The organism is Cohaesibacter gelatinilyticus, assembly GCF_900215605.1.
Taxonomy (GTDB): domain Bacteria; phylum Pseudomonadota; class Alphaproteobacteria; order Rhizobiales; family Cohaesibacteraceae; genus Cohaesibacter; species Cohaesibacter gelatinilyticus.
This window is the reverse complement of record NZ_OBEL01000001.1, coordinates 971,664-989,700: the sequence shown is the minus strand read 5'-3', so window position 1 is coordinate 989,700 and position 18,037 is coordinate 971,664. Positions and strand designations below refer to the sequence as shown.

The 18,037-nt window shown below is 49.4% G+C and carries 18 protein-coding genes, 1 tRNA gene and 1 pseudogene; 7 read left to right on the top strand and 13 right to left on the bottom strand.

Annotated elements, in window-relative coordinates; translation table 11 throughout:
* The first annotated feature begins 27 nt into the window (after positions 1-27).
* The 4 genes from CRO57_RS04445 (at position 28) to CRO57_RS04430 (ending at position 4,573) form a co-directional block, all read left to right on the top strand.
* Positions 28-1,563 (top strand): undecaprenyl-phosphate glucose phosphotransferase, encoded by a 1,536-nt coding sequence (locus CRO57_RS04445; protein ID WP_097152158.1) that lies wholly within the window; start codon positions 28-30, stop codon positions 1,561-1,563.
* Positions 1,564-1,565: 2 nt separating this feature from the next.
* Entirely contained in the window at positions 1,566-2,897 is a 1,332-nt protein-coding gene (locus CRO57_RS04440; protein ID WP_097152157.1) for an O-antigen ligase family protein, read from the top strand.
* 97 nt (positions 2,898-2,994) lie between these two features.
* Positions 2,995-3,071, top strand: a tRNA-Pro gene (locus CRO57_RS04435).
* Positions 3,072-3,265: 194 nt separating this feature from the next.
* Positions 3,266-4,573, top strand: coding sequence for an esterase-like activity of phytase family protein (locus CRO57_RS04430; RefSeq protein WP_210200751.1), 1,308 nt, complete (start codon positions 3,266-3,268; stop codon positions 4,571-4,573).
* A 238-nt stretch (positions 4,574-4,811) separates the two neighbouring features.
* Here CRO57_RS04430 and CRO57_RS04425 read toward each other — a convergent pair whose 3' ends face one another.
* Positions 4,812-5,339 carry a DUF2867 domain-containing protein gene (locus tag CRO57_RS04425; RefSeq protein ID WP_097152156.1) on the bottom strand — a complete coding sequence of 176 codons (528 nt, stop codon included), beginning with the start codon at positions 5,337-5,339 and terminating at the stop codon, positions 4,812-4,814.
* Between the two features lie 178 nt (positions 5,340-5,517).
* Between CRO57_RS04425 and CRO57_RS04420 the strand changes: the two genes are divergently transcribed.
* Complete coding sequence (locus tag CRO57_RS04420; protein ID WP_141401179.1) at positions 5,518-5,826, top strand: hypothetical protein; 309 nt, start codon at positions 5,518-5,520, stop codon at positions 5,824-5,826.
* 909 nt (positions 5,827-6,735) lie between these two features.
* Here the strand turns inward: CRO57_RS04420 and CRO57_RS04415 are convergent.
* The 6 genes and pseudogenes from CRO57_RS04415 to CRO57_RS04390 all read right to left on the bottom strand — a co-directional run.
* Positions 6,736-6,988 (bottom strand): annotated as a pseudogene (locus CRO57_RS04415) (MerR family transcriptional regulator); the annotation flags it as partial.
* A 127-nt stretch (positions 6,989-7,115) separates the two neighbouring features.
* Positions 7,116-7,427, bottom strand: a complete 312-nt coding sequence (locus CRO57_RS04410; RefSeq protein WP_097152154.1) for an integration host factor subunit alpha — start codon at positions 7,425-7,427, stop codon at positions 7,116-7,118.
* A 119-nt stretch (positions 7,428-7,546) separates the two neighbouring features.
* Entirely contained in the window at positions 7,547-8,524 is a 978-nt protein-coding gene (locus CRO57_RS04405) for a beta-ketoacyl-ACP synthase III (RefSeq protein ID WP_097152153.1), read from the bottom strand.
* Positions 8,521-9,576: a phosphate acyltransferase PlsX gene (gene plsX / locus CRO57_RS04400; protein WP_097152152.1), complete on the bottom strand. Its 1,056-nt coding sequence runs from the start codon at positions 9,574-9,576 to the stop codon at positions 8,521-8,523. The genes CRO57_RS04405 and plsX overlap by 4 nt, the downstream gene beginning before the upstream one ends.
* A gap of 156 nt (positions 9,577-9,732) precedes the next feature.
* Positions 9,733-10,329, bottom strand: a complete 597-nt coding sequence (locus CRO57_RS04395; RefSeq protein WP_097152151.1) for a YceD family protein — start codon at positions 10,327-10,329, stop codon at positions 9,733-9,735.
* Between the two features lie 20 nt (positions 10,330-10,349).
* Positions 10,350-11,015 (bottom strand): ubiquinol-cytochrome C chaperone family protein, encoded by a 666-nt coding sequence (locus tag CRO57_RS04390; protein ID WP_097152150.1) that lies wholly within the window; start codon positions 11,013-11,015, stop codon positions 10,350-10,352.
* Between the two features lie 107 nt (positions 11,016-11,122).
* On the opposite strand from CRO57_RS04390, the gene CRO57_RS04385 reads away from it, so the two are divergent.
* Both CRO57_RS04385 and CRO57_RS04380 read left to right on the top strand, forming a co-directional pair.
* Positions 11,123-11,611 (top strand): outer membrane protein assembly factor BamE, encoded by a 489-nt coding sequence (locus CRO57_RS04385; RefSeq protein ID WP_244580009.1) that lies wholly within the window; start codon positions 11,123-11,125, stop codon positions 11,609-11,611.
* Positions 11,612-11,763: 152 nt separating this feature from the next.
* The gene (locus tag CRO57_RS04380; protein WP_097152149.1) at positions 11,764-12,381 is read left to right on the top strand and encodes a LysE family translocator; all 618 of its coding nucleotides are present in this window, start codon (positions 11,764-11,766) and stop codon (positions 12,379-12,381) included.
* Between the two features lie 55 nt (positions 12,382-12,436).
* Here CRO57_RS04380 and CRO57_RS04375 read toward each other — a convergent pair whose 3' ends face one another.
* The 6 genes from CRO57_RS04375 to CRO57_RS04350 form a co-directional block, all read right to left on the bottom strand.
* Positions 12,437-13,648, bottom strand: a complete 1,212-nt coding sequence (locus CRO57_RS04375; protein WP_097152148.1) for an MFS transporter — start codon at positions 13,646-13,648, stop codon at positions 12,437-12,439.
* A gap of 168 nt (positions 13,649-13,816) precedes the next feature.
* On the bottom strand, positions 13,817-14,803 hold the full coding sequence (gene thiL, locus CRO57_RS04370; RefSeq protein ID WP_097152147.1) for a thiamine-phosphate kinase: 987 nt from the start codon (positions 14,801-14,803) through the stop codon (positions 13,817-13,819).
* 117 nt (positions 14,804-14,920) lie between these two features.
* Positions 14,921-15,421 carry a transcription antitermination factor NusB gene (nusB, locus tag CRO57_RS04365; protein ID WP_097152146.1) on the bottom strand — a complete coding sequence of 167 codons (501 nt, stop codon included), beginning with the start codon at positions 15,419-15,421 and terminating at the stop codon, positions 14,921-14,923.
* Positions 15,418-15,876 (bottom strand): 6,7-dimethyl-8-ribityllumazine synthase, encoded by a 459-nt coding sequence (gene ribH / locus CRO57_RS04360; RefSeq protein ID WP_097152145.1) that lies wholly within the window; start codon positions 15,874-15,876, stop codon positions 15,418-15,420. The genes nusB and ribH overlap by 4 nt, the downstream gene beginning before the upstream one ends.
* 144 nt (positions 15,877-16,020) lie before the next feature.
* Complete coding sequence (locus CRO57_RS04355) at positions 16,021-17,367, bottom strand: NAD(P)/FAD-dependent oxidoreductase (RefSeq protein WP_097152144.1); 1,347 nt, start codon at positions 17,365-17,367, stop codon at positions 16,021-16,023.
* A gap of 29 nt (positions 17,368-17,396) precedes the next feature.
* Positions 17,397-18,011, bottom strand: coding sequence for a riboflavin synthase (locus tag CRO57_RS04350; RefSeq protein ID WP_097152143.1), 615 nt, complete (start codon positions 18,009-18,011; stop codon positions 17,397-17,399).
* Positions 18,012-18,037: the final 26 nt, after the last annotated feature.

Genomic DNA, 18,037 nt, shown 5'->3' with positions numbered 1-18,037 from the left:
ATAAAATTCGGAAAACGGTGTTGAACAATGCAGGCTTTGGATCCAAGAGCAGTCTATACTTCGAGTGCAGTTCTTGCCTCCTCAGATGATGAGCCACAGAGCAAGAATCATGAAATCACAGAGATGGCTCGCGAGGTAGCTTCTGAATTTGCATCCACCACATATGCGCCGATGGTGGTGCGTGGTTTTGTGCAGATGACAGATATTGCTCTCATCTCAATCGCTGGCATCGCTTCCCTGCATTTTGCCAGCGAGATGCTGTTCCCCAATCTTCTATATCCAATGGGTTATTCTTTGCTGGGTGGCTTGCTATTTGCCCTCTTCATGCTCTCTGCCGAGGGATATAACATGAGTGGCATGCACAGCTTCTCACCACAGATTGGCAAGATTGTCGGGGCTTGGACCCTTGTCGTCGTACTTGGAATTCTGGTCAATTTCTTCACAGGAACCAGTTTTGAAGCCTACCGCGGTTGGTTGGGAGCCTGGTTTGCCGGTGGTATCGGCGCCATTGTCGTTGTTCGGGCCTTGCAGACCGTCGTTATTCGTCGCTGGAAAGAGGAAGGCCGCCTGGAGCGCCGTGCGGTGATTGTGGGGGGTGGCCAACCTGCTGCCGATATTATCTCCACTTTGGAAAGTCAGGAAGCCAATGATATTCGTATCTGCGGCATCTTTGATGACCGTGACGACGAACGTTCCCCCGCTCTTGTTTCCGGCTATCCGAAACTTGGCAATGTGGATGATCTGGTCGAATTTGCGCGTCTTTGCAAAATCGATATGCTGATTGTGACTATTCCAGTAACAGCAGAAAACCGTGTCTTGCAAATGCTGCACAAGCTTTGGATTTTACCCTTGGATATCCATCTCAGTGCACATATGAACAAGATGCAGTTTCGCCGTCGCACCTACAGCTATGTCGGTAAATTACCGACCGTTCCGATCTTCGCCAAGCCAATTGCCAATTGGGGCTCAATGTTCAAGCGTGTCTTTGATGTGCTGGTAGCGGCCTGCGCGATCATCGTTCTCTCACCAATCCTGATTGCTACTGCGATTGCGGTGAAACTGGATAGTCCCGGCCCTATTATTTTCCGTCAGAAGCGCGTTGGTTTCAATAACGAGCAGGTGATGGTTTACAAGTTCCGCTCACTCTATACCAACCAGTCTGACCAGAAGGCCGCGAAATCCGTGACCAAAAATGACAGTCGGGTTACCAAAGTTGGCCGCTTCATTCGCCGTACATCCATTGATGAACTGCCACAACTCTTCAATGTGCTGGTTGGTACCCTGTCCCTGGTGGGTCCGCGCCCGCACGTACCGCATCAGGAAACTGACAACAAGCTGTTTGAAGAAGTCGCCGATGGCTATATGGCACGCCATAAGGTCAAGCCAGGTATCACTGGCTGGGCACAGATCAATGGTTGGCGTGGTGAGATTGACGACGACAACAAGCTGAAACAGCGTGTTGAACACGATATCTATTATATCGAAAACTGGTCTTTGGCACTGGATTTCTACATTCTTGCTGCGACTCCGTTCAAGATCATCAATCAGGACGGAGCATACTAACCATGGCCAGCGCACTTGCCCCTTTGGCGACCGGTCGCCTGGCTTGGCCAAGTGCGTCCGCATGGAAACAGCATATTGCGTCGGCAACCTTGGCAGTTGCCGTCTTCTGCTCCGGTTTTGTTATCAACGAACCATCGCCCTATGAGTTTGCCATGGTCGCCCTCATCGGGATTTGGGCATTTGTGGACTTCAAGATCAATCGCTATATCCTGCCACTCGTTGGTCTGATGCTGCTTTTCATCGCGGGCGGGGTCTTCTCCATCACCCAGTCCAGTATAATAGATCATGAACCGCTTTATATGGCAGTTTCGGCATTCCTGGCCTTCACATCTATTTTTTTCGCTGGCATTATCAGTCAAAATCCGGTCCATTATGCGACACATATCTACAAAGCCTATGTGGCAGCGGCAGTGGTGACTGCTATTTTGGGGATCATCGGCTATTTCGGCGCAGTGCCGGGCTTTGAAATCTTCACGCGAAATTCACGTGCCATGGGAGCCTTTCAGGATCCGAACGTATTTGGCCCTTATTTGGTGCTGCCCTTCATCTTCATATTGGTCAGCATCTTGAAGAACCCGCCCTCCAAAGCGCTAATTCTGTTGCCCATCTTCGGTATCTTGGCTATTGGCATTCTGCTCAGCTTTTCTCGAGCAGCCTGGGGCCTGACCGTGTTCTCTACCCTCGCCGCCTCTCTCTTGTTTCTTGTCACAACCCGCTCTCTCAGAATACGCGGGCGCATCATGGTATATTTGATGATCGGCGCTGGGTTGGTTTTTCTGGGCATTCTGGCAGCCCTGAGTATTGAGGAAGTACGCGGGTTGCTATTGCAGCGCTTCACGCTGAAACAGAATTACGATAACACCCGCTTTGCAACACATGCAGCAGGATTTGCGGCCGCTTGGACCAAGCCGCTGGGCTTTGGTGCATTGGAATTTGGTCCTCTATTCGGGCAGGATCCCCATAATATCTATCTGAAATCGCTGGTCGCTTATGGCTGGCTTGGTCTGATTGCCTATCTGGGGATGATCATCACAACCTTTATCGTTGCATTTCCCTTATTGTTTCGTACACGTCCATGGCAGTTGCTGCTGCAGTGCGCCTTTGTGGTTTGGCTTGGTCACGTATTGATTGCGCAAGTGATTGATATCGACCATTGGCGTCATGTCTATATGCTGTTCGGATTCATTTGGGGTTTTATTGGCGCGGAATATCTCACTCGCCGTAAAGAGCGCCGAGAAACACCTCAGTACATGCAGACTACAAAGCCGCAATCCAACAGCATGGATCTGTCACAACAACCTGACATTCATCCCACACGAATTTTGACCTTCTAAGCCCTCTTTCCTGCTTTCATAAAGCTTGAGGATAATGGCTGTTATGGTGACCGACTTTGTTGCATGATTGCAGCATAAGCCCTATATAACTCTCAGTCGGAGCGTAGCGCAGCCTGGTAGCGCACTTCGCTGGGGGTGAAGGGGTCGTAGGTTCGAATCCTATCGCTCCGACCATTAACTTCCCCTCAGCCTGAATTTACCCGATATTTCAAATTCTTGTAAGCAGATCGTTGGTTTCGGCGTTTCGAACACCAATAGCAGCTGCGTATCCAGTCTGTCATAGAGCTGCAATATCCCGCTATTAGATTTTCTTGCAAATAGTCATGTTGGCGTTTTGCCAGCGAACACACTATTGCAGGATATGAAACATGAAGATCAACACCATCCTTTCCGCAGCTGGCATGGCTCTTGTATTTGCCGGGTCAACCGCAATTGCGCAAGAAGTCAAAGAACTGGACCTCTCGGCAACCACCAAAGCACTGGATCTGGGCACTATCACTTTTCCTTCAGGTCATGTAATGCAGGCCGATTATGGTATTGGTTCTGCTGCCTATCGCCGTGCGGGTGACGAGGCTGGCGTTTTCTATACCGCAACAGATCGGGGGCCAAACATCAAATGTGGAGACGCCGAGAAAGTCATCAAACGCACTTTGGAAGAGGCCTGCAAAGGCGTTAAAGCTGGAAAAATCTTCCCACTTCCAGATTTTTCCCCCTCCATTCTTACCTTCAAGGACAACGGTGGCAAAGTTGAGTTACTGGAAGTATTGACCTTGAAAGATCGTGATGGCAAGCCAATTTCCGGTCGCTCGGCGCCATTGAAGATCACCAACACCGAAGGTGCTTATTCCAAAGATGGACGAGAGCTTCCTTTCGACGCTGAGGGTCTTGATGTTGAAGGGCTGGCTCGCTTGAAAGACGGCACTTTCTGGCTATCCGAGGAATATGGCCCTTCCCTCATTCACGTCGCTGCCGATGGCAAGATCCTGAAGCGCTTTGTGCCTGCAGGTATGGAAGCTGATCTCAAAGATGCCAACTATAACATCATTGGCTCCCTGCCTTCCATTCTTGCCAAACGCAAACTCAATCGTGGCGCCGAGAGCTTGGCGATCAGCGAAGATGAAAAGCACCTCTATTTCTCCATGCAGAGCCCATTGGCCAACCCGAATGGCAAAGCCTACAAAACCTCTCGCAATGTGCGCCTTTTGAAGGTGGAAGCAGAGAGTGGAAAGGCCATAGCGGAATATGTTTACCAACTGGATCTGGCGGATAGCTTCCCTGCTGATAATGTCAAGAAGATGCGCAAGCAAAGTGATGTTAAAATCTCCGAGCTAACCCTGCTGTCTGATGAGCGGTTTGTGGTGCTGGAACGGATCAGCAAGACCACGAAATTCTATGCTATTGATCTGAAGGACGGGGCGACCAATATTATTGGTACCGAGTGGGACAAAACTGCCACCTCTCCTTCTCTGGCTCAGACAGATCTTTCCAAAGCGGAGATTCAGCCTTTGAAGAAGGAAGAGCTTCTGATTGGAGAAGGTGCAACCTATCCGAAAAAGATCGAAGGCATTGCTCTCTTTGGTGAGAAGGACGTTTTGCTGGTCAACGACAACGATTTTGGCATCATGGGAGCTCCGACCCGCGCCATTCGCGTGAAGCTGGACAAGGCTTGGAAATAACCTGTTTTCGTAGTTCTTCCGCCGTGGGAGAAACCAGAACACCAGAGCGTTTGGATTATCTGACGGATCTTGGATATTCTGACGCATAGTGGCCCTGTCGGATGATGGGGCCATTTTTCGTTTTCTAAAGCGCTTTGAATGAATATCCGGTCATTCCAATTTCCTAATCCATTGTTTGCTAGCATATTCCTTTCTGAAAACCGCACACATTTTTCAAAAAATAAGCCCCGGGCTTCTTCTAACGCTTTTCGCGAGATTGCATTGCGACGGCCATACGTTTGGCACTTTGACCAACAATAAGATGATGAAAGGGCATGATAAGAGTCAAATATGCCCGACCAATCCAGTTGTGAGGATGCACCCAGCTTGCCATCTGCACCCTATTTTCCGACTTTCTGATACCGACACGAAAATCCAGATGCCAATCATCCGCCCCCAGTACAATTTCATCGTCTGACTGCTGAAAGACTTCAAATAACCCAATTTTTTCGCGTATTCCTACGCTTTCAACTTGGGGATCATCAATCGTGAAAGGACCATCATGGCCCGTTTTCAGGCCCAACGGCTTTACGATCCTGTTGCGCAGCGCCATAAGGAACTCTACCCAGGCAGGTTGTTGATCAAAAACGAGACTGGCCAGTTCGGCGGCTGACTGATCAGTTTGTCCACTGATGGTCACACAATCCAAATGATCCTTATCCTTGAAATAAGCCCATAGAGCACTGGCTTCATGTAGACGAATTGTTTTGGAAATCGGGACGCTCATCAGCTTTGCTCATCATTTCGACTTTATATACGTAAAGAACCGTATTCAGAAGTCGACTCATCCGCAATCCAAAAGGCAGTGTTGCGACATTATTACACTGTGTGTTGAGATGCATGATCCTTCAAATTTTATCGATTTCCGGCAGTTTTCCTTAAGTTCTATATTCTATTATGTCTTCATGATGATTTCTGGCACTCATACGGCCTTGTCGGCGATGCGTGATGCTTCTGATCGCGCAGCAGAGATTGCACACTCCATTGCTAATGGAGGCCCTGTGCATGCCAATATCGATGATTCTTCACCTGACAAACCAAAACCCAAAGACGCAGTAGGAGCTCTCTCCACCCCAGTCTCTGCCTCACCGGATGCCAGTCCCGTGATGCAATTGGTCGATCTGAAGCAGACAGAAATGGTCTTCAAGACCAGTGCACTAGCAGCTCGCACCTTGATTGAAACCAGTCAGGAATTGATGGAATCCTTGCGATAATTTTGTGACTTACACTCAAAATGATCCGGCCCATACAACTAATATCCAAGTATTTTTCCTAGAGAAAAATTATTCTTTACAATTGGTTGAAAGATTTATTTCAAAAAATACTTTAACTGGAGTTTCTTGCTTGATCCAGTATTCGCTTGCATTCCAACAGTTCAAACAGAGTCGACTGCAAGCGACGAACATCGTCGCGCGGCATACCAGCCAGCCCGGAAGTTTCCTGTGACGCAACCATATCATCTGACACGCCTTTTCCTCTAAGACGAGAGAAAAAGCCCGATTTGTTTTCTTGCAATAATGTATTTCGCCCTGCTTCAACCGAAAATGCAGCTTCCTGCCCTTGCTGAAAGACCGGCTCTCCTTGTGACAGGTCCTGAGGCATGGGAGTTGGCTGGCTTGTATGCGGAGTGATGACACTAGTCGGGGCAGCAGAATTGTTCAGACCCTGAGCAGTATTGCTTTCTGTATATGATGTCTGAGCAAAGAGCGGAATTTCTTCCTGTTGAGATGCCAGGGCTGGTACTGGCTGCTGTACGGGATTTTGCGGTGATGCTGGCGGTACAACAGAAACCGTTCCGCTTTCCTGGGTTGCAGTAGATTGCTCCGACTGCGGGACAGTTACTTGTGCAGTCTGTGGCGCCTGTATTGCTACTTGCGGCACCGGAGCTTGAACAATAGGTGCTGTTTGGCTGGATGCTATTGGATCGGGTTGGATTACCGCTGTAGCTTGGTTGGTTTCAATGCCTTCGGGGGCGAGCATATTGCCGGAATTATGGCCGTCCTGTAGTTGTTGAACACCATGTGATACGATAGCCTGCACTTCTGGCTGTCCGATGTCGTCGCCGTGCGTTGCTTCACCAATCTCCGTTTCAGGAACATTTATGTGACCGGGGAAAGCCTCGATCACATGTCGGACACCCTGCTCTTTCAGAATGCGCTGCACACCCTTGATGGTGTAGCCTTCACCATACAACAAGTGCCGAATTCCACGGAGCAGTTCCACATCATCCGGACGATAATAGCGCCGACCACCACCGCGTTTCATGGGTTTGATTTGAGAGAAGCGCGTTTCCCAAAAGCGCAAGACATGTTGCGGCAAGTCTAGTTCTTGCGCCACTTCGCTAATTGTACGAAATGCGTCCGGGCTTTTGCGCACGGCTCCCTCCCCACTAGACCATGCGCAGTTGTGCGCATAGCCAACCATTTGCAGCCATTTTTGTGTGTGACTGGATGAGTCACACTTCCAATTGTACCGGTCAAATTCCCTCTGGCCTTATTCTTTGTTATGCGTCTGAGGGCGCCAGGGAATCGTTGATCTTCTTCTTAAGCACATTGGATGGTTTGAAGACCATCACCCGACGCGGAGAAATAGGTACTTCCTCACCAGTCTTGGGATTGCGCCCGATACGCTCATTCTTGGAGCGTACAAAAAATGTACCGAATGACGATAATTTCACTTGTTCGCCATTGACCAGACAATCGCTCATTTCGCCCAGCACCATCTCAACCAACTCGGCTGATTCAGTGCGAGACAGTCCAACTTTCTGGTAAACCGCTTCGCACAAATCGGCGCGTGTAACAGTCTTACCCCCCATGCGAAATACCTCACTATTAAAATTACAAAAGTTTTACAGACTCGCCCCCGGGTATAGAGGGTATTGGTATCTTGCCTATCCGTCAATAACTTAAAGAGCAGAGAGGCAAATCAGTGTTGTTACATGCGTAACAGTACAGAGCCCCAGGTAAAGCCCCCTCCCATGGCTTCAAGCATCACCGTATCACCCTTTTGAATCCGCCCATCCTTGACGGCAACATTCAACGCCAAGGGAATAGAGGCTGCAGATGTATTGCCATGCAAATTAACTGTCGTCACCACCTTGTCCGCAGCAATGCCAAGTTTCTTGGCACTGGAATCAATGATGCGTTTGTTGGCCTGATGAGGCACGAACCAGTCGAGATCTTCTGCGGCAATACCCGTCGCCTCAAACGCGTCGGTGATCACGTCCGTAATCATGCCAACAGCATGTTTGAAGACCTCTTTTCCTTGCATACGAAGATAGCCTGCGGTCTGAGTGGTAGATGGTCCACCATCGACATAAAGCTTGTCTTTATGTCGTCCATCGGAGCGTAGATGGCTCGTCAAGATACCCCGATCGGATACTTCTCCCGATCCTTCCTGGGCTTCCAGAACAACTGCACCTGCACCATCGCCAAACAGAACACAAGTGGTACGATCATTGAAATCCAGAATACGTGAAAAAGTTTCCGCACCAATCACAAGAGCGCGCTTGGCCTTGCCGCCCTGCAAATAGAGGTCGGCAGTCGACATCGCAAAGACGAAACCAGAGCAGACAGCCTGTAGATCGAATGCGGCACCATGAGTAATGCCCAACTTGTTTTGGATGGAAACCGCAGTTGCCGGAAAGGTATTATCCGGCGTTGCAGTAGCGCAAATTATCAGATCAACATCTTTTGCTTCCAAACCGGCGTGATCCAGTGCATCCAAAGCAGCCTTGTAACCCAGATCGGAGGTATATTCCTCATTTGCAGCAACATGGCGTTGTTCAATACCAGTACGCTGCCGAATCCATTCATCCGAGGTATCGACAATCTTGGTCAGATCCTCATTGGTTACGACATTTTCTGGCAAATAGGATCCACATCCCACCACAACTGAACGAATGGTACTCACGATGCATTCTCCTCATCCGTCGGCATTCTATTCTTATGATATACGGACAAGTCCTGTTCCAGTTTGTCCGTCAGGCCATTTTTGACCATGTTATGCCCCAACACGATGGCCGCCGCGAAGCCTTCGCCATCGGTTCCACCGTGACTTTTGATCACCAAGCCATTGAGGCCAAGGAATACCCCGCCATTGACCTTGCGCGGATCCATTTTTTCCTTAAGACGCTGAAAAGCTGACCGGGCGAACATATAGCCGATCTTCGCCATCAATGTGCGGCTCATGGCTGAGCGTAGATATTCGGCAAGCTGTTTGGCTGTACCTTCAGCGGTTTTCAACGCGATATTACCCGCAAACCCTTCAGTCACGACCACATCAACGGTGCCACGCCCCAGATCATCGCCTTCCACAAAGCCCTGATAATCCAGTTTTGGCAATTCGAATTCACGCATCAGACGGCCGGCTTCCTTGACCTCATCCAGGCCCTTCACGTCTTCCTCACCTATATTGAGCAAACCAACGGTCGGGCGCTCAATATCCAGCAAGGCACGGGCCATCGCACCACCCATCATGGCGAAATCAATCAATTGCTGCGCATCGGCACCAATAGTGGCACCAACATCCAGCACGATGCTCTCGCCACGCATGGTCGGCCACATAGCAGCAATTGCGGGTCTCTCGATATTGGCCATGGTGCGCAGGCAAAATTTGGACATTGCCATCAAAGCGCCGGTGTTACCGGCAGAAACACAGACATCGGCTTCTTCGGTTTTCGTTGCTTCGATTGCCTGCCACATGGACGACTTACCGCGGCCACGACGTAATGCCTGGCTCGGGCGTTCATCCATTTCGATGGTGACATCTGTATGGTGGAATGTGCTGGCTTGCTTCACCCTGGGGAAGTTTTCCAGCATCGGCAGGACGGTATCCTTGTCGCCATAAAGCACATATCGGATGTCCGGATAACGGACCAGAGCGATATCTGCCCCTTCCAAGACGGTGGTAGCGCCATTATCGCCACCCATCACATCCAGAGAAATTCTAATCGTTTCGGTCATTCCACGCGTCTTTTGTGGGCTCAGCCCATCACTCAAGGATGCTCCGACTCACTTTAGAGCTGTTCCAAGTCCAAAGTAAGAATGTTTGGACAATATCCAATTCCTGTAAATAAACAACCGGATTATCGGCCAATTCTGGCGAAGTGGGGCATAAGTTTAATTCTGGTTATCGAGTTTATCCTTGAGACCGGCAAGGGCAGCAAAGGGATTTTCACTCTCGTTCTCACTTCCATCATCTTCGACATGATCGGAAAAATCGACATCGTCAGCTTTTGGATAATCATCAAGGGCAAGGGCAAAAAATTCTTCTGCATAAAGCCCTACATCAATGTCATCACCGGAAAACTCCTCTGGTGGGTCTTCTCCTTCGGCATCGATAATCAGCTCTCCACCACTTTCCTGATCATTGGAGCGACGAGCAAATGGTGAACCTTCCGGTACGAGGGTCACTTCAAACGTTTCATCGACATTCTCGGCGACAGGCTTCAGTGAGACCACGCAAGTCTGTTCCACGTCCCCCCAAACACGACCTTCCAGTCGCGCTCCGGTTTTCTTCCATGGCAAGACACGACAGTCTATATTGAAGCTATGAACCTTTTGGATATCCAGACGGCGTGCAAGCTCTTTGCACATGGCGTCGTCTGCCTCGCCCTTTACCATTTCTCCCAGGCTTTTCAGCCTTGTGACAGTGACCGGCAGGGACAGAACAGCCTCACGGCTGGCCAACTCTTCTATCTGTTCGCTTTTTTTCATTTCTTATCAGTTTTTCCAAGTCAGCTTTCTGACTTTGCAGTTAGCGACAAAGGATGCGCGAAGGGAATTTGTCCTTGCTTGATCACATCCACATTCACATTTCCAAGCACAGTGTCATTTTCAAACACATAGTCGGCCAAGGCAGAAACTTCACTGGGAGGGCTTTCTTCTTCCGGGAAAAAATTACGCCCCAGCGCTCCTATCAACTGCTCTTTGCTCTCTTCTCTGGCCGTATCGTAGGCTTCAATACGGCCATAAAATGCCTGAGCCATCTTCTTTATCTTTTTCGGCACAGATAAATCGCCGATACCGATTTCTCTCAGGGAATGATCCATATCCTTGAAGAAGCGATCAAACACTGCTTGTCCCAAGTCTTTCGCAGCCTCATCCTCGTCGCGCAAGCGACGGAACAGCATATAGGCATGCAGCAGGATCATTTCAAATCGTCCATTGATGGTATCCGGAATCGCATAATCGGTATAGAAAACTGGCAATCTCGCCTGATCCACCAATTGGCGATAAAGCCGATCAGCCAGTTCATCTCGTTTGCTATCTTTTTTGAAGAGATTGAAAATCATGGTTGCTTGATCTCGTAAATCTGCAGGTAATATCACCCATTTGGCCATATCGGAGCCTGATTGCCACTTCTTTGCCACATTGAGGGGGCTTACAGCAAGAACAGGCATTCAATGTTGTCTCAGCGATTGCATTTCGCTGTTAAAAGAGCTACCGACAGACAACGACATTGTGCAAACGTCAATGTGCAAGCCACAATCGGGAGTAATATACTCAAATGACTGCAAAAAGCGAATTGCCATCACGCCGTATGTTCAAGCCATTTCGAGTGGCAAGTATTGTGCTGGCACTGAGTTCCGTTGCCCTGACAGGTTGTCTGACTTCCGAGACAACAATCCATGGCTTTGTGCCAACAGACTATACACTCGATGAAATTGTCCCCGGCTCCAGTCAGGAACAAGTCTTGCTGAGTCTGGGCACTCCCTCGACAACGGCAAATTTTGGCAATGATGTCTATTACTATATCAGCCAGACCCGAAAGAAATCCGTTGCCTTCCTGAATTCATCGCCTGTCGCCCAAACAGTTGTAGCTGTTTACTTTGATGATGATGGCCGTGTGGCGCGAACTGCCAAATATGGTTTGAAAGATGGTCGCCTCTATGACTTTACCAATGAGGTCACACCGACAGCGGGTAAAGAAGCAAGCTTCCTGGGACGCATGTTGCAAGGTGTTGGCCCTAGCAGTAGCCTGTTCAGCGGCGGCTAAATTCGTGAGAGTGGAATTCGTTATTTCCCTATATGCCGGACACAACTGAATGCCCAATTGAGATCGGGAGCTGATGACCTCCTTCCCGGTCTCTCTCAGTGCAATCTGTTGATGGTTTCATATAGGGACACTTTCCATGGAGGAGTGGACTCATGACAATTGAAAGTGCAATGTCATTCACACTTGCCATTTTCATCTTCTCCATAACGCCAGGCCCTGGCATTTTTGCCATTCTGGCCAAGGCGATGATCAATGGTGCTCATTCCTGCTTCATGTTGTCTCTGGGTATGACAATCAGCGATATAGTCTATTTGATTGCTGCATGTTTTGGCCTTGCTGCTCTGGCACATCATTGGGGCGAGCTTTTTACCGTTGTGCGCCTGATTGGTGCTACGTATCTGCTGTATCTCGGCTGGAAGATGTGGACTGCGAGACCAAATCTGACCACACAACCGCAAAAAGAAACCAAATCCGGAATGATTCTGTCTTTTGGTCAGGGGTTCCTGATTTCAGCATCCAATCCAAAGGTCATTTTGTTTTATATTGCTTTCCTGCCAACATTTCTGGATGTTGAATCGCTCTCTGGTCGGGATATTGTAATTGCCTCAGTCCTGACGATGTTCGCCCTGATGTCCGGATTAATGCTGGTTGCCTATTCCGCTTCCAAAGCGCGCATATTGCTTAGAACAGACGTATCCGCGCGCTGGATCAATCGGATCGCAGGATCAATCATGATTGGCGCAGGTGCATTTCTTGCCAGCCGCAGTTAGGATTATCGGAGCTGAACAAGGCTCCATGTGGAGCCTTGTTCTTTTTCGCCTGAGATCAGGCATTGCTTTCCCGTAAACTTCTGTTACGCACCCATTGTAAGGCCAGCAAGGCCAAACAAAGTGCAACAACAGGGAACATGATGAGATTGAGCTTTTCCCATCCCCAGGCATTCAAGACAGAGCCGGAGGAAAAAGAAGCAATCGTAACAACACCAAAAACCAAAAAATCATTTGTTGCCTGGACTTTGGCACGTTCTGTTGGCTGGTAACAATCGGTGACCATAGCCGTGGCTCCAATGAATCCGAAATTCCAACCAACACCCAGCAAGACCAGAGCAATCCAGAAATGGCTGAGCTCGATCCCCATCAGCGCCACAACCGAGCAAGAGGCAAGCAGAAACAGGCCAGCAGCAACAACCTTTTCCTTGCCAAATTTCTGGATCAGATTGCCCGTAAAGAAACTTGGCAAATACATACCCAGCACATGCCATTGAATGGCCAGAGCAGCATCTTCCTGACTATGATTACAAGCCACCATAGCCAAAGGAGATGCGGTCATCACGAAGCTCATAAGCGCATAGGAAAATGCAGCACAAGTGGCCGCCACGATAAAGCGGAACTGGGTGATGATTTCAAGAAGAGGACGTCCCCCCTGTTTCTGCTCTTTGGTTTGTTTTGGCGGGAATTTCAGTCCCATCAAAATCAAGATAGCAAATATTGCCAGAGCACTCTGAGCAAGGAACGCACCGGCAAAAAGGATAGGATCAAACAAATCCTTGGTGTAGATGATTGTCTGGGGCCCAATGATGGCGGCCAGTACTCCGCCAGTCATCACCCAGGAAATCGCTTTGGGGCGGAATGTATCACTGGCTGTATCCGCCGCTGCAAAACGATATTGTTGAGTAAAGGCGGTGGCAAAACCGGTTAAACTAGTTGAAAAACTGAATAATGCGAAATTGCCTTGCATGATTGCATACCAAGACAAAATACCAGAAAACAGGCTAAATAGTGCACCGATGATAAAGCCATTTCGTCGCCCGAAATGTTTCATCAGAAAAGCTGCCGGATAGATACCAATAGCAGTCCCGGCAACGAAGGTAGAAACAGGCAACGTCGCCAGAGATTTGTCAGCCCCCAGCAAATAGTGCCCAGTCAGTCCACCCATGGCGACGACGATCGCGGGGATGGAACCTGCAAAAGACTGAGCACCGGCAAGAATAAAACTGTTTCGCCTGGCCAGGCGATCATCGATTACATCGATTGTCATTTATGGATCTCACATTGCAGGGCTGTATATATATCAGCGTACTGTGACTCATAGGAAGGGCCACAGTCTGCCGATTGCCAATCGAGAAAGCAAGCCTCAAAATTTTCGAAAATTGCCATCAATCAAATTGAAAACTGCAAACTATCTTGAGCGGTGTCTATTGGGCTTTCAGAAATGCTCAAAAGACAAGGGTGCACTATCGGATAGTGTCAACTTGTTTGAAGACAATTCGAGACCCTCACCTGTTTCGAGCCTACCGATCTTTGTTACCGAAACAGCCTGCTGAGACACATGATTCAAAAATGCTTGTTCATTTTCCTCTGATACTGCCATTAGCAGTTCGTAATCATCACCACCCGATAGGATCACTGATATCAGTTTTTCATCCAATTCGAGTACGGCCTTTGCTGCTCCTGACAATGGCACTTGATCCGTATAAATATGCGCCTTGGCTCCACAGGCTTTCGCCATCTTTTCAGCATCGCCGAGCAGACCATCCGAGATATCCATCGCAGCATGAACATATGATTGCAGGATTTCTGCAAGTTGAGTACGTGGCTCTGGCAACCAATAGCGATTTCGCAGATAGTTCGCATCATCCTCGCTCATCCCTGCTGGAAGTTTACCCAAACGCCCCAATAGACCAAGAGCGGCATCACCCAATGTTCCGCTCATATAGAGACTGTCACCGACTTTTGCTTTGGGTCGCACGATGCGAGAACCTGTAGGCACCAACCCCAAAGCCGTAACGGAAAGGCTCAATCGCTCAGGACTTTTAACAGTATCTCCACCCAAAAGTATAAAGTCATATTCTTTCTGATCGCTACCAAGCCCCGACACGAAATCCACAAGCCAATCCTCCTTCCAGTCATTGGGAAGCCCCAATCCTAAAAGATAGCCATAGGGCTTTGCTCCTTTTGCCGCCAAATCTGAAAGATTCACACGCAGGGCTTTTTGAGCGATTTTTCTTGGGGGATCATTGGCAAAGAAATGGACGTCTGCCATCAGCAGATCCTTGGTCACAACGAGGTCATATCCTGCAGGGGGTGAGAGAAACGCTGCATCATCCCTAAGACCAAAAGCCTCTTTGTCGCTGGCCAATGGCGCAAAATAATGAGCGATCAGCTCCGCTTCTCCTCGTCTTTTATCAGCCATACTGCCCAATCCATCGCTGCTATCTATTCATGACTTTTCTAGTCTGAATATGACAAAGGCGACTTCACATGAGAAGCCGCCTCCAAGTCTTTTCTACTGCCTATTCGTGATACACTGTCACGTCTTGTCACGCGGTTTCAGCTCTTCTTCACGCACTTCGCGGGCCAAATTATCCAAAACGCCATTCACGATACGTGGCTCGTCCCCTTCAAAGAAGGCTTTGGCTACATCAACATATTCGGTAATGATGACGCGCGCTGGAACGTCCTTGTGATAGAGCATCTCATACAGACCGGCACGCATGACCGCACGCAAGGTGGTGTCGATACGCGCCAAAGGCCAGCCTTTTTCCAGAGCGGTGTGGATTTTCGGATCCAGAACCAATTGCTGCTTTACCACCCCTGCTACCAGATCCCGAAAATAAGCAATGTCGGCGGGCAGATAGAGTTCTTCATCCAATTCCTTACCCAGACGATATAGCTCAAACTCCTCCAGAACTTTGGAAAGAGATGTTCCACCAACATCCATCTGATAGAGCGCTTGCACAGCACCGAGCCGGGCTGAGCCACGCTGATTGGCGCTACGGGCAGGTGTTTCGTTGTTGGCTTGATCGCTCATGCATCAATTCCGAATTTCTGGCGCATTTCAGCCATGGCCAAAGCAGCCTTGGCAGCACCGCCGCCTTTGTTTTTGTCATCAACCTTGGCACGCGCCCAAGCTTGATCTCCATTCTCAACCGTCTGGATACCGTTACCCACAGCAACGCAACCTTCGACAGACAGGTCCATGATAGCACGAGCCGACTCGTTGGAAACGATATCGTAGTGAGTGGTTTCACCACGGATCACAACACCCAGGGTTACAAAGCCATCATAGACAACGCCACCATTCTCGGCAGCGAGCATTGCCATGGACATTGCGCCCGGAATTTCCAATACACCAGGCACAGAAATGCGTTCGTAAGTCGCGCCAGCCTCTTCAAAGGCCTCCATTGCGCCACGCGCCAGTTCATCGGCCAGGTCGTCGTAAAAACGAGCTTCGATAATCAGAAAATGTGGTTTTGAATCGCTCATGTCACTCACCCAATCGTCTGCGGTGGCGTGTCAAACCATGTCCGAGCAGCAAAGTCCAGTCCTTAATAGCATTTAGAGCTGTTTTCTATCGCTTCCTGTACTTGTTTTTCAGCAATTTCACCAGCAATTGTGTTCTCCGTGTTCCTACAAAGCAGGTCCCATGATCAACCGGCTTCCATCTGAGAAACGATTGAAGCGAAAACGGCTCATATCATGATCCACTGCCTCTCCACAAATCATCTTGGCTATGGCCATCCCCATACCGGGACCAATGCCAAAGCCATGGCCGCTCATGCCCGTTGCCACGATCAATCCCTGCAAATGAGGCACCCTATCAACGATGGGTACAACATCCGGCATCGCATCAATCATACCGGCCCAGGCTTCCTTGATCTGCACTTTTTCAAGTTTTGGAAAACGCTCAGACCAACGCTCCTGCATCAATTTCAAGAATTTCCGGTTTGGTTCTGGTTCCAGTACACGGCACGCTTCAAAAGGAGATGGTCCTTCCTTTGGCCAACTGCGAGCTATGCCCCAGGCATCAGGGAAATCCCTTGGTGCTGCCAGATGAAAGCTGGTATCGGCAAAGCTATCTTTCATAACCTCAAGATAGGATGCAAAATGACGAAATGCGTCTGGCCCGAGATAGAAATCATGACCGTCCGAGACTGCAAGTGTAAAACCGCCATCATCCCGACGGCGCAATGCCAATTTTTCATCGGTGCTGTTGGGGGCATGAAAATCAGGCATTTCCTGAGTTTGCAGGACTGAAGACTTTACGCAAAGCTGGGGGATATTGATGTCATGTGCGCGAGCAAAGAGCGACGACCACGCGCCTGCAGCCAAAATGGCCTGCTCTGTTTTGATGGTTCCTGCTTCCGTCACCACCGCCTTAAGCACACCAGCTTCGATGTCCAGGGCGCGCACAGCGCAGTTCTCACGTATGAGAACACCTTTCTCGTGCGCAAACTTTGCCACAGATGGTACTGCCTGCCATGGCTCGCCCTTGGCATCATTCTCCGTCAGCGTACCACCAACCCATTTATTTGTTGATTGACCGCCAAAGCTCGTAAAAACCTCGTCACCAGTCAGGCGACGGGTAGGAATGTCATATTTGTGCGCAATGTCCAGCCATTCTTCGAGTTTTTGCATCTCGGATTCAGTTGAAGCCAGATATTGAACACCCGTAGTTTTCACACCACAGGCGCCGTTGGTTTCCTCATTGATCTCATGCCAGAGAGACAGAGCTTGTGTTGCTATCGGCACTTCTGCTTCATCGCGGCCATGCTGGCGGATCCACCCCCAATTGCGCGACGACTGCTCGCCAGCTATTCGACCTTTTTCACAAACGATGACCTTCTTGCCCCGCCGGGCGAGATAGAGTGCGGAAAAAATTCCAATCACACCGCCGCCGATAATCACCACATCAACACTGTCCGGCAAAGCATCCTGAAACAGAACGGGTGTGTTAATTGTGATGCGAGAGATCATGGTTTCACTCCCAGATATTGTTCATTGGTTTATTTGGAAGGAGTGTAATCGGCAAGACGAGCTACATAGCGAGCCATCATATCAACCTCGAGATTGATGGTCGACCCAACCTGACGTTCGTTCCAAGTGGTTTGCTCCAGAGTGTGCGGGATCAGGAAGATGGTGAAATCATCCCCATCGACATCATTGACCGTCAACGAACAACCATCCAACGCTACGGAACCTTTCTGGGCAATGAAACGAGCAAACTCCCCCGGCGCATGCAACTTGAAAAAGACGGAATCAGGATGATCTTCACGCTCGATTACTTCTGCCAGACCATCCACATGGCCGAGAACAAGGTGCCCTCCCAATTCATCCCCCATTCCAAGGGAGCGCTCGAGGTTGAGCCTCTTGCCCTCTTGCCATTCGCCGGCATTGGTCAGATCGAGGGTTTCCTTGCCAGATTCCACGTCGAAATAGTTCCGGCCATCATCCAAGGATCCTTTTTCAATCACTGTATGGCAAATACCGGAACAGGCAATGGATGCACCCAGATCAATGCCATCAGGTGCATAAGAGGTTGCAATGCGAACTCGTTGCCCCGCAGGAATTTTTTCCAGTTTGATGATTTCGCCGATATCGGTGACAATTCCTGTAAACATCTTCTATTCCTGTCTCATCAAGCTGT

What these genes read in the sequence shown, in the direction of transcription:
- CRO57_RS04445 (WP_097152158.1), top strand. Translation starts at nt 28, where the DNA reads ATGCAGGCTTTGGATCCAAGAGCAGTCTATACTTCGAGTGCAGTTCTT.
- CRO57_RS04440 (WP_097152157.1), top strand. Translation starts at nt 1,566, where the DNA reads ATGGCCAGCGCACTTGCCCCTTTGGCGACCGGTCGCCTGGCTTGGCCA.
- CRO57_RS04430 (WP_210200751.1), top strand. Translation starts at nt 3,266, where the DNA reads ATGAAGATCAACACCATCCTTTCCGCAGCTGGCATGGCTCTTGTATTT.
- CRO57_RS04425 (WP_097152156.1), bottom strand. Translation starts at nt 5,339, where the DNA reads ATGAGCGTCCCGATTTCCAAAACAATTCGTCTACATGAAGCCAGTGCT.
- CRO57_RS04420 (WP_141401179.1), top strand. Translation starts at nt 5,518, where the DNA reads ATGATGATTTCTGGCACTCATACGGCCTTGTCGGCGATGCGTGATGCT.
- CRO57_RS04410 (WP_097152154.1), bottom strand. Translation starts at nt 7,427, where the DNA reads ATGGGGGGTAAGACTGTTACACGCGCCGATTTGTGCGAAGCGGTTTAC.
- plsX (WP_097152152.1), bottom strand. Translation starts at nt 9,576, where the DNA reads ATGACCGAAACGATTAGAATTTCTCTGGATGTGATGGGTGGCGATAAT.
- CRO57_RS04395 (WP_097152151.1), bottom strand. Translation starts at nt 10,329, where the DNA reads ATGAAAAAAAGCGAACAGATAGAAGAGTTGGCCAGCCGTGAGGCTGTT.
- CRO57_RS04390 (WP_097152150.1), bottom strand. Translation starts at nt 11,015, where the DNA reads ATGCCTGTTCTTGCTGTAAGCCCCCTCAATGTGGCAAAGAAGTGGCAA.
- CRO57_RS04385 (WP_244580009.1), top strand. Translation starts at nt 11,123, where the DNA reads ATGACTGCAAAAAGCGAATTGCCATCACGCCGTATGTTCAAGCCATTT.
- CRO57_RS04380 (WP_097152149.1), top strand. Translation starts at nt 11,764, where the DNA reads ATGACAATTGAAAGTGCAATGTCATTCACACTTGCCATTTTCATCTTC.
- CRO57_RS04375 (WP_097152148.1), bottom strand. Translation starts at nt 13,648, where the DNA reads ATGACAATCGATGTAATCGATGATCGCCTGGCCAGGCGAAACAGTTTT.
- thiL (WP_097152147.1), bottom strand. Translation starts at nt 14,803, where the DNA reads ATGGCTGATAAAAGACGAGGAGAAGCGGAGCTGATCGCTCATTATTTT.
- nusB (WP_097152146.1), bottom strand. Translation starts at nt 15,421, where the DNA reads ATGAGCGATCAAGCCAACAACGAAACACCTGCCCGTAGCGCCAATCAG.
- ribH (WP_097152145.1), bottom strand. Translation starts at nt 15,876, where the DNA reads ATGAGCGATTCAAAACCACATTTTCTGATTATCGAAGCTCGTTTTTAC.
- CRO57_RS04355 (WP_097152144.1), bottom strand. Translation starts at nt 17,367, where the DNA reads ATGATCTCTCGCATCACAATTAACACACCCGTTCTGTTTCAGGATGCT.
- CRO57_RS04350 (WP_097152143.1), bottom strand. Translation starts at nt 18,011, where the DNA reads ATGTTTACAGGAATTGTCACCGATATCGGCGAAATCATCAAACTGGAA.